The 10,991-nt window shown below is 40.3% G+C and carries 11 protein-coding genes; 8 read left to right on the forward strand and 3 right to left on the reverse strand.

Annotation, left to right across the window (positions count from 1 at the left end; genetic code table 11):
- Nucleotides 1–2: 2 nt before the first annotated feature.
- Nucleotides 3–1,295 (forward strand): sensor histidine kinase, encoded by a 1,293-nt coding sequence (locus AC0VYC_RS14620; RefSeq protein ID WP_008345807.1) that lies wholly within the window; start codon nucleotides 3–5, stop codon nucleotides 1,293–1,295.
- Here AC0VYC_RS14620 and AC0VYC_RS14625 read toward each other — a convergent pair whose 3' ends face one another.
- The gene (locus AC0VYC_RS14625; protein ID WP_008345810.1) at nucleotides 1,296–1,472 is read right to left on the reverse strand and encodes a hypothetical protein; all 177 of its coding nucleotides are present in this window, start codon (nucleotides 1,470–1,472) and stop codon (nucleotides 1,296–1,298) included.
- Between the two features lie 93 nt (nucleotides 1,473–1,565).
- Between AC0VYC_RS14625 and kapB the strand changes: the two genes are divergently transcribed.
- A complete protein-coding gene (kapB, locus tag AC0VYC_RS14630) occupies nucleotides 1,566–1,958 on the forward strand; it encodes a kinase-associated lipoprotein KapB (RefSeq protein WP_047945340.1) in 393 nt (130 codons plus the stop codon).
- Here kapB and kapD read toward each other — a convergent pair.
- The gene (kapD, locus tag AC0VYC_RS14635) at nucleotides 1,955–2,572 is read right to left on the reverse strand and encodes a 3'-5' exonuclease KapD (RefSeq protein ID WP_025207898.1); all 618 of its coding nucleotides are present in this window, start codon (nucleotides 2,570–2,572) and stop codon (nucleotides 1,955–1,957) included. The two genes, kapB and kapD, sit on opposite strands and share 4 nt — an antisense overlap.
- A 218-nt stretch (nucleotides 2,573–2,790) precedes the next feature.
- Between kapD and AC0VYC_RS14640 the strand changes: the two genes are divergently transcribed.
- From AC0VYC_RS14640 to AC0VYC_RS14650, 3 genes are all read left to right on the forward strand, one after another.
- Entirely contained in the window at nucleotides 2,791–3,969 is a 1,179-nt protein-coding gene (locus AC0VYC_RS14640) for an MFS transporter (RefSeq protein ID WP_220482436.1), read from the forward strand.
- A gap of 108 nt (nucleotides 3,970–4,077) precedes the next feature.
- Nucleotides 4,078–5,979, forward strand: a complete 1,902-nt coding sequence (locus AC0VYC_RS14645) for a transglycosylase domain-containing protein (protein ID WP_024719722.1) — start codon at nucleotides 4,078–4,080, stop codon at nucleotides 5,977–5,979.
- An 18-nt stretch (nucleotides 5,980–5,997) separates the two neighbouring features.
- The gene (locus AC0VYC_RS14650) at nucleotides 5,998–6,408 is read left to right on the forward strand and encodes a thiol-disulfide oxidoreductase DCC family protein (RefSeq protein WP_017358953.1); all 411 of its coding nucleotides are present in this window, start codon (nucleotides 5,998–6,000) and stop codon (nucleotides 6,406–6,408) included.
- Between the two features lie 44 nt (nucleotides 6,409–6,452).
- Here the strand turns inward: AC0VYC_RS14650 and AC0VYC_RS14655 are convergent, their stop codons facing one another.
- Nucleotides 6,453–7,010, reverse strand: a complete 558-nt coding sequence (locus AC0VYC_RS14655) for a YufK family protein (protein WP_017367952.1) — start codon at nucleotides 7,008–7,010, stop codon at nucleotides 6,453–6,455.
- A 185-nt stretch (nucleotides 7,011–7,195) separates the two neighbouring features.
- On the opposite strand from AC0VYC_RS14655, the gene malK reads away from it, so the two are divergent.
- From malK to AC0VYC_RS14670, 3 genes are all read left to right on the forward strand, one after another.
- Entirely contained in the window at nucleotides 7,196–8,797 is a 1,602-nt protein-coding gene (malK, locus tag AC0VYC_RS14660; RefSeq protein ID WP_327855670.1) for a malate sensor histidine kinase MalK, read from the forward strand.
- Complete coding sequence (locus AC0VYC_RS14665) at nucleotides 8,790–9,497, forward strand: response regulator (protein ID WP_024719723.1); 708 nt, start codon at nucleotides 8,790–8,792, stop codon at nucleotides 9,495–9,497. Before malK ends, AC0VYC_RS14665 begins: the two co-directional genes overlap by 8 nt.
- 395 nt (nucleotides 9,498–9,892) lie before the next feature.
- Nucleotides 9,893–10,975, forward strand: a complete 1,083-nt coding sequence (locus AC0VYC_RS14670) for a BMP family lipoprotein (protein ID WP_017358951.1) — start codon at nucleotides 9,893–9,895, stop codon at nucleotides 10,973–10,975.
- Nucleotides 10,976–10,991: the final 16 nt, after the last annotated feature.

Raw genomic sequence — 10,991 nt, forward strand, 5'->3', positions numbered from 1 at the left:
AAATGGAAATGTTCAAGGATTTTCTGCTCCATGTATCTTTTATTCTATTTCCAATCTTTTTATATCATGCACTATGGCTAAGCCGGACCCCTGCTCATTTCCCTAAAACGAATAAACTGCTCATCACCATATTTGCATCCATTTCATCAGCACTATGTATTATGTATCCAGTTGGTTCGATTTTAGATTTGCAGACTGGGCTTCAATCGATTCCCCTTGTACTGGCTATTTTATACGGGGGATATACCGCCGGAATCGTCGCTATCTTAGTTAGTTCAACCGTAAAGTTCGTGATGTATGGCTCTTTTTTATGGGTTGGATTGATTGTTGTACCGATTTACTTTTTCATTCCTTTCCTGCTTTACCGGAAATGGCGCCAATATTCTAAGCAGAGAAAGCTGTTATACGGAGTCCTAATTGCGTTATCAAAAGGGATGTTTATTTACATTGGACTGCTTGTGGTCAGCTTAATTGAGTACAGCCCTGCATTCATTATGCAACAAAAGCTGCTCGAATTATTTTTCTCAACTCTTTACTACATATTCTTTCTTGTGCTGAGTATTTATTCCATTGAGTTTGTGAAAGAGAATGCGCAAATGAGAACACAGCTTGTCCAATCAGAGAAACTGACGATTGTGAGTGAACTTGCAGCAAGTGTCGCCCATGAAGTCCGCAATCCGCTGACGGTGGTGAGAGGATTTATCCAACTGCTCTTTTCAAGTGACAATACAAAAGAGCCGTCAACCAATAAAGATTATAAAAATCTCGTTTTATCTGAACTTGACCGTGCGCAGGATATTATTACGAGCTATCTTGATATTGCGAAACAAAATTATTATCAAATTGAGTCTCTCAATTTATCTAAATTACTTGAAGAGTGTGCATCGCTGATGACATCCTATGCGAATTTTAAGTCGGTCACGATTCATCAATCGATTGAACCAGACTTATACATCCAAGGTGATGAAACGAAAATCAAACAAGTCATGATTAATTTAATCAAAAATGCAATCGAAGCAGCGCCCGAACACGAAGGTAAAATCGAACTATTTGCTTCAAAAGAAAATCATCGAATCTGCCTTTATTTCGTTGATAACGGTGTAGGCATGTCAGAAAGCCAAATGAAAAAGCTTGGTGAACCCTATTACACATTGAAAAATAAAGGAACAGGGCTTGGGTTGACAGTGACATTTTCCATCATTGAAAATCATCATGGAACCATTCGTTTCAAAAGCTCATTGCAGTCTGGTACAACAGTCACCGTGAAGTTTCCTGAAGATACAAGAAGAAAATGATCAATCCATTTTTTTTGTCCTTTTTTCATCGATCTGCTCCTGCTTCTTAGAAGCACGAACGATCAGACGAAAGCAAATAAATGCAGCAGCAAAGAAAAGCACCGTCGTGATTGCCGCAGGGATATACTCCCTTTTATCTTCAGGAAAATACAGTAGAAAGAATATGATGAACGACATGTTCCGCTCTTCCCCCTTTTGCTCGTTTACTTCACTATATTGGCTAAAAGAAAGGAAATACCTTCTTATGCGAAGGAAATGGAGGAATTTCATATGACAGACATTCAGATTGGACAAATCGTGAAAGGTTTTTACAAAACAGGTGTTTACATTGGGGAAGTGACAGCCGTTAAACCATCTACTTATCTCGTTCAAGTAAAAGCGGTTTTCACACACCCCACTCAAGGTGACCTGCATCATCCAAAAGAAGCGGACGTACCTTTTTTTCAGGAAAGACGGGCTTTGGCCTTTAGGGAACAGACGAACATCCCTCATCATATGGTCAAGCCTTATGATGGCGACATCCCTGATTATCAAGTATCACTGAAAGACGCCGTAGACAAATTGAAAAAAGGGCTCAGTGCGGATGATTCCAAGTGGGCTGAAAAATCAAGAGCGTGCCTCTCTTCTCTTGAAAAAGATTATTTTCCAGAAGACGCCCGCTAATCTGCCGAATCAAAAAAGTGAGAGAAGTCAATGAGTTCACCAATTTTGGTTGTTTGCGGATTTTCCACATAGGATCGATCTTTTTCAAAAAGGGTGAACAGCTGATAAGTGGTCATGGCATCATCGAGTGCTTTATGATGCTTACCAGCTCCTTCACTGCCGTACTCCTTAGCTGCTTTCCGAAGTCCTGTGAGTGTTCTATCCCCAAAAAAGGTTTTATATTCAAAAGCCAGATCCCTTTGATTCCCCTTAAAAGGAAAACCAATATGATTGAGCATACAGTTTTGCTTCAGTACCTTCATGTCCATATTTCCCCATGTGATAATCTCACAGTCTTCTCCCCCATCGAGTGACACGAGCTTCTCGATAAACGTCTCAAAAGAAATCCCGCTTTCTACATCCTGCTGCGTAATGCCAAGGAACGATTTACAGCGCTTTGTCAGCTTCGGGAACTTTTTCGGTTTGACATAGCTTGAGAATGTGTCTATGATCGTTTCATTTGATGCTTTGACGACACCGGCTTCAATGATTTCCGGGAAAAAATTTTGCGGATGATATTTCCCATCAGGCATCGTAAATTCAAAATCGACCACAAGCAGCGTCTTCTGTTCCATCAGTCTCACCCCACTTTCTCGTCTGTTTTCCATCCTGCTACTATTATATTAAGACGGACTTTGAAATCACTTCATTTTCGTGAAAATAATGCAGATTCACTATGCCCAACCTATTCATCAGATGAAAGATCGTTTATTTTCCTTTATAATTATTAAGGAACACGAAATAAATAAAGAAGGTGGTCTTTATCACAAACAGGAAGAAAAACTTGTACATCATGTGGTTTGTGAACTTTTTTGTATCTGCCAGCATTACAATGATCGTCCCTTTTTTATCACTTTACATAGAGTCTCTTGATAGCAGTTATTCGAATGAATTTGTTCAAAGATGGAGCGGCTATGTCTTTGGGGTTACGTTTTTAACAGCCTTTCTCATTTCTCCAATTTGGGGACGGATTGGTGACCGGCATGGCTATAAAAAGATTTTGCTCATTAACGGCATTGGGATTGCAACAAGCATTTTATTAATGGGGCTTGTTCAAACCGTTTATCAACTATTTGCGTTACGGCTTTTCATGGGGCTTGTGACAGGCTTTATTTCGACTTCGATGGCACTGATTTCTGCACAGACCGAAAAGGCAACAGCCGGTAAGACCCTTGGTACAATGCAGATGAGTAATGTCGCCGGAGGGTTATTTGGTCCATTAATGGGTGGATTTATGGCAGACAGTGTCGGATTCATTTATACATTTTTCTTAACAGCTGCTGTCATATATGTGTCAGCGATTGTCATTATCTTCGGTGTGAAAGAACAGCCGATCCGTTCAAAAGAAGCAAAACGGGTTTCTTACTCACGGAAGGATGTCCTTGTCCATATTTTCAAACAGCCTTTACTTGTCGTCACCATGCTGCTCACATTTATTACGCAAGTCGGGAACTTTAGTATTCAGCCGCTTTTAGCCTTGTACATTCATGATTTACACGGCCCAGTCAACCTTGCCTTTTATGCAGGACTGGCGTTTTCTGCAACCGGGCTTGGCAATTTGCTATTTACACGGAAATGGGGAGACCTTGGAGATCGTATTGGTCACGATAAGGTGCTGCTTGCCCTTCTCATCCTCTCCTCCATTTTATTTATCCCGCAAGCGATGGCAGATTCCTACGGGATGTTAGTCATCTTCCGTTTCTTATACGGGATGGCACTAGGCGGCATCATTCCTTGTACGACGGCCTATATTCGCATCAAAGCGCCTGCCTCTATGCAAGGGGAAGTGCTTGGTTACAATGTCAGCTTCCGCTTTCTTGGAAATGTCGTCGGACCCGTCATAGGCGGTATTGTGGCGAGTCATTACGGAATTCCAGCTGTCTTTTATGTTACCGCAGGCATTTTCCTTTTCGGGGCATTATTTTTATGGGCGGTCCGCTCACAATCAAAGACAAAAGAGAGGAGTGTCTGATCCATCATCAGATACTCTTTTCTTCTGTCTAAATGCCTTGTTTACTAGACTTCACGTCTATTCTTTTCTAAAAATAACCTTCTCGTAATCGCAAAAGAATGGTACGATATGGCTAGAAATCCGAAGAAAGTGAGTGACCTCATGTTTCGTGCAATCATTGGATGGTTATTACTTGTTGCCCTCATTCCATTATTTGTTCTGACTTTTTATCTATCAAAGGAAGAAGCCGCAAGTGTAAAACCTGTTAACGAAGTGCTTGATCAAAAAATCAAGCTGGAAAAGGTAGACTTTTCCCAAAACAGTTATATGTATGATCGAGATGGTTCTCTTATCTCTGAGATCGTATCAAACGATGAGAACCGTGTTTTCGTGAAGTACGATAAAATTCCTGATTCCGTCAAGGAGCTGTTCCTCCGATCAGAGGACCGCAACTTTTATGACCATAAAGGCATTGACTTTATGGGCGTGATTCGTGCCCTTGCCGCAAATGTGAAAAACCATGGCATTAGCCAAGGCGCTAGCACCATCACACAACAGTTATCCCGTAATTTATATTTAAGTCATGAACGTTCATTCAGCCGAAAGTTTACAGAACTGCTCTATTCCTATGAGCTCGAGCGAAAATTTACAAAAGAGGAAATTCTCGAAAGCTATTTAAATACGATTTATTTCAGTAACGGGGTTTACGGTGTCGGTTCTGCGGCTAATTACTATTTTGATAAGCCGCTTAGTTCTTTGACGCTTGCACAGATGGCATTTATTTCTGCAATTCCTAACAACCCTACGCTGTATGACCCATTGAAACAATTCAAACATACAAAGAAACGCCAGGAACGGCTGCTTGGTATTTTAGAAAAAGATGGTGTCATTACTAAGAAGCAATACAAAAAAGCAGTGAAAGAAAAAATCAGCTTGTCCTTAAGTGAAAAGAAAAATCTTTACCCTGACTATGTGACATACGCCAATGAAGAATTTACCGATCTGGTGTCTGATCAGGAAGGCTTTACAAAACGATTGAAAAAAGCCAAAACAGCTGGCGCAAAAAAGGCAATTCAAAAAGAATTATCAGAAAAGGTCAGTGCATTGCTTCAAGATGGTGTGAAGATTTATACAGCACTAGACCCTTCCTTACAACAAAGAGCGGTTTATCAGCTCAATGCACAATTGCCTTATCAAGGTGTGGAAGGCGGTTCAGCAGTCATTAACCACCAAACCCATCAAATTGTCGCACTTGCTGGCGGGAAGAATTATAAAAAGTTTGATTTCAACTACGCCTATCAAGCGCAAAGACAACCAGGTTCCGCCATTAAGCCGCTGTTAGATTATGGCCCTTATATTGATCAAACCGGTGCCACGGCATCAAGCAAAATCAGTGCCGGCAAGTTTTGCAGTAGCGGATATTGCCCGCAAAACTATAATCATAAAACGTATGGAACTGTAACACTTGAAACAGCCTTTAAGAACTCTTACAATACACCAGCGATTCGTATGCTTGATACAGTCGGTGTCAAAAAAGGCTTCAGCTATTTAGAAAAGTTTTCATTCGAACATATTGTCGCAGATGATTACCGCCTCCCTTCTGCACTTGGAGGATTTACAAAAGGCTTCTCGCCGCTAGAAATAACCGATGCATATACCGTGTTTGGCAATCAAGGTGCCTATACGCGAAATCACTCCATTACAAAGGTCACAGACTTAAACGGCAAAACCCTTTACAAGTGGAAAGAGTCGCCGAAGCAAATCTATTCTCAGCGTACAAATGAAACAATGCGCAAGCTGCTTGCCTCTGTTGTGAAAAGTGGAACAGGGAAAAAGGCGAATTTCAATTCTCCTTACATTGGGGGAAAAACAGGCACATCCAATGACTACAAAGACATTTGGTTTGTTGGCCTGACAGATCAATACACAATGGGTGTATGGGTAGGAAGAGATAGAGGAACCGTTGAATCTATTTATAGTTCAAGTCCACACTTACGTATTTGGAAACAAACTATGCAATACGCTAGATAAACAGGAGGTTTGATTGCGATGCATTCAACACAACCCTCTCACTTCATTTTATTTGACGGTGTCTGCAACGTGTGCAGTGGTGCTGTTCAGTTTATCATCAAGCGCGACCCGAATGAGCGGATGATGTTTGCTTCTTTACAATCAGATACAGGGCAGCGTATTTTAAAAGAAAACGGCTTGCCTTTAGATGAGTTCAATTCATTCATTTATATTGAAAATGGGACCCTTTATATGAAGTCAACAGGCATCTTAAAAGCGGCGCGGCATTTAAAAGGGATATACAGATGGAGCTATTTACTCCTCGCGATCCCTCGTCCAATCCGTGACTGGTTTTATCAGCTCATTGCAAAGAATCGCTACAAATGGTTTGGTCAAAAAACATCCTGTATGATGCCTACACCTGATATTCAGAAGCGGTTTCTTCCATAAAAAAAGCATCCTCCATAAATCGGAGGATGCTTTCTTTCGTCTGATTAAGCTGGCAGACTTGCCATCACACTGTTATAAAGCTTAATAAATAAGTACAAAATGCCGATCAAAAACGTGGCCCAAAACAGCAGATTAAACATCATAAACCCAATTAAATTCAGCATGGAAAGTGATTGATAAATGCGTACCACAACCCAGATAAAATAGACGAGACTTGCTAAAACAAAAAGTCCAACAAGCAAAATGAGCTGCTGCGTCAATAGAAATGCAAGTAAGCTGGCAAACAAATAGACAACCGATGCAATCCGAATTTTCTTTAAGTTCTCCCCTTCAGGGTCCTTTGCAAAAAAGAGCAGCGCCAACTCTAACACCGTATCTGCAATGAGTTTTAAAGCAGATAAAATCATAAAATAAACAAGTGCAAATGCGGCAAATAAAGCAAGACGAATGCCCTGTTCAGAGAAAAATTCCAGCATTCCTTTTAAAATCCCTGCTTGGGTCAAGAAGTCAGTCGTGATACCTACTGTAAAAATAGAAAAGGCAGAGCTGAATAGCAAAATTGAAATCAGCGGAAAATATCCAGTCAAATATGTATTTTTCATAAATAGATCCTTTCTCATAAGCTCATTTTTATTATGGCTCACTTAAAACGGATTGACAAGATGCTTTCCAAGTAAACTGGAATCTAAATCAAATTTGTGATTTTGCACGTACATTCCTTCACAAACTTACATTTTCCCGTTAAAGTATTACTATTACGAAAAAATTGCGCGTTAGGGGTATACTCGTGAAAAAAACTTTAAGACTGCAAACACGGCTGACGATCTTTGTCTGTATTGTTGTCCTGATCTCCCTCTGTATCACATTCTTTACGATCTGGTCAGAAACAGCCAAAAATATTCATCAGCAGGAACGTGATATCGCCCTCTCCACTGCCAAAATGGTGGCAGAGGCTCCGATCACAGCAAAATCATTGGAAAATGATCAATCATATACAGCACTGCGAAAATATACAACAAGTGTTCAGCGTATTACCAAAACCGAATTCGTTGTCGTCATGGATATGAACGGTATCCGCAAAACACATCCGAATCCGCAAAAGATTGGGAAGCGGTTTGCTGGCGGTGATGAAAAACCGGCATTACAGGGTAAAGAACATATTAGTACCGCATCTGGAACACTTGGCAAGTCCATGCGTGCCTTTGTTCCTGTTTATAACCAAGATGGCAAGCAGCTCGGGGCTGTGGCAGTTGGGATTACATTAAAGGAAATTGATTTAATTATTCATCAAAGCCTGCTCCCGCTCTACTTTGTCACATCGCTTAGCCTTTTATCTGGCATTATCGGCGCACTCATTGTGGCACGTAAAGTAAAGAAGATTATGTTTGGACTAGAGCCAGATGAAATTGCCACATTATTAAAAGAACGAAGCGCTATGCTAGAATCAACAAAAGAAGGCATTCTTGCCGTCGATCAGCACGGTAAAATCAAGCTGGCAAATGCAGAAGCTAAACGTCTTTTTCATAATATGGGCATTATGATTGACCCTAGAGAACAAGATGTACAGGCCCTTCTTCCTTCAAGCGGCTTAAAGCAAGTAATCAAAACACGGAAACCGCTGCTTGATCGCGATGTCAGAATGAACGGACTGGAGCTTGTCTTTAATGAGGTGCCGATTACGGTAAAAGGGGAAATTGTCGGAGCGATCGCAACTTTCCGTGACAAAACAGAAGTCAAACACCTAGCTGAGCAGCTGAGCGGGGTGAAGATGTATGCCAATGCACTTCGTGCCCAGTCACACGAATTTATGAACAAGCTTCATGTCATTTTAGGATTGGTACAGCTAAAGAACTATGATGACCTTGGCACCTATATTAAAGATATTGCGATTTATCAGCAGACAGAAACAAATGAAATCATCAACCATGTGAAAAACTCAGTCTTAGCCGGGTTTTTACTAGGAAAACAAAGCTACATCAGAGAACAAGGCGCAGCTTTAGAAGTCAATTGCAGTACACAGGTACCAAACTCGGAGGACCCAGCAGTCACACATGACCTTATTACGGTCATCGGTAATCTGTTAAATAACGCACTCGATGCCGTTTCCCATACAGAGATCAAAAATATCTCCATCTCATTCAGATATGTCCAAGAGCAGCTTCATATTGAAATTACAGACACAGGTGTCGGTCTGACAAAAGAAGAACAGGACATTATGTTTGATCAAGGCTTTTCAACAAAAGGAGAAGACAGAGGATTTGGCCTTTACTTTGTTGACCAAAGCATCAAAAAACTGAACGGACATATGATCGTCACAAGCGAAAAAGGAGAAGGAACGACCTTTAGTCTCCGTATTCCATATAAACAAAAGGAGGATTCACATGATTAATGTGTTGATCGTAGAAGATGACCCAATGGTCGGAGAGCTGAATAAACGCTACTTGACCCAAATAGAAGGATTTGAATTAAAAGGGATTGCCACCTCATTTCAAAAGGCACTAGACATCTTAAAATCAGAAATCATTCACCTTGTATTGCTTGATATTTATATGCCTGGACAAAATGGGCTCGCCCTATTATCAGAAATTCGTGAGAAAAATCATTCCGTTGACGTCATCGTCATTTCAGCTGCAAATGAAGTGGATGTCGTACAGCAAACGATGCGAAACGGAGCTGTCGACTATTTAATCAAACCTTTTGAGTTTGAACGCTTCCAATCAGCACTGGCAGAATATAAAAGAAAACATGCCCTATACCAAACGATGAACAGCATCTCTCAAAATGATTTAGACGCCAAGCTTTTTCATAAAAAAGCAGAGGCGGAAAAAGTCCTGCTGCCAAAAGGCCTGACGAAGAGCACACTCAAACTCATCTGGACAAGCATTCAATCATTCGGTCAGCAGGCTTTCACGACCGAAGACCTAGCCAATCATACTGAAATCTCCCAAGTTTCAATTAGAAAATACTTGAAATTTCTTGAGGATATCGAAGTGGTTGATGTGGAGATGGCATACGGGACAATCGGCCGCCCTGTTTTCCAATATAAACTGAATACAAGCAACATGAATTTGATTCAGCAATATCTTTAATTGGACACATCTGACCTTTCACAAAGGCCAGATGTTTTTTTATGGCATACGATGTCACAAACCCCTTGATATCAGTGGTTCCACTGTAGTAGAGCACATCATAAAAGCGGCATTATATCATATTTCAGCACATAAAAAGACATCGAATTTAGCCTTTTAACATTTTTTTAAAAATAAAACAAATTTCTATTTATTTATTCGATGGGAAATGATAAATTATGATTGATTAGTTCAACGAGATATAAGTCTGATGTCTTACATCTTCTCTCCTGTTTCCATCAATTTTTAAAGAATGCAGGATAAAATACCCTTTTCACAAGGATAGGAGAAGGCAAGAGTCGGTCTTTTTTCGCGAGACTTTTCTGAAACTTTTAAATTTTATAGGGGGTTATGTTTTGAAGAAGCGCAAAATTGGACTTGCATTGTCCTTAGTCGTAGCAGCAGGAACCATCCTTGGAGCATGCGGCAACTCTGGCTCAAACAGCGGTGAAAACAAAAAAGATAAAGATCAATTCACTGTTGCAATGGTAACTGATGTCGGTGGTGTCGATGACAAATCGTTTAACCAATCAGCTTGGGAAGGTTTACAAGCATTTGGGAAAGACAACAATTTAACAAAAGGTAAAAACGGCTTTGATTACTTACAATCAAAAACGGATGCAGATTATCCAACAAATTTAAATACACTTGTTAGACAAAAATTTAACCTAATTTATGGTATCGGCTATAAAATGGAGAGTGCCATTTCTAAAATAGCTGATCAGCGAAAAGATTCCAAATTTGCAATTGTGGATGCAGTTGTTGATAAGAAGAACGTAGCTAGTATTACATTTAACGAAAACGAAGGGTCATTCCTTGTAGGTGTTGCAGCGGCTCTTTCTACAAAATCAAACAAAATTGGTTTTGTTGGCGGCGTTGATTCTGAATTAATCAGAAAATTCGAAGTTGGTTTCCGTGCAGGCGTTGAAGCAGCTAATCCAAAAGCAAAAGTTGAAGTGAAATATGCTGGTGCATTTGATAAAGCAGACATCGGTAAAGCAACAGCTGAAAGTATGTACAAATCTGGCGTTGACATTATTTATCATGCAGCTGGAGGTACTGGAACGGGTGTCTTTACAGAAGCAACCAATTTAAAAAAGGCAGATCCAAATCGAAATGTTTGGGTCATTGGTGTTGATAAAGACCAGTATGACGAAGGTAAAGTACCTGGAACAAAACAAAGTGTCACTCTTACTTCTATGATTAAGAAAGTAGACACAGCGGTACAAGACTTAACAACAAAAGCAAAAGAAGGTAAATTCCCTGGTGGCGAAGTCATCACGTACGGACTGAAAGAAGGCGGCGTTGACATCTCTCCATCTCAAGAGAATCTTGATAAAGATGTATTGAAGAAAATCGAAGAATGGAAACAAAAAATCATCAAGGGTGAAGTGAAAATCCCTGCAACACGTGATGAACTAAAAGATTTTAAAGCTTAATTTGTGCATCGGGATA

Source organism: Bacillus sp. iso_77 (genome assembly GCF_056173625.1).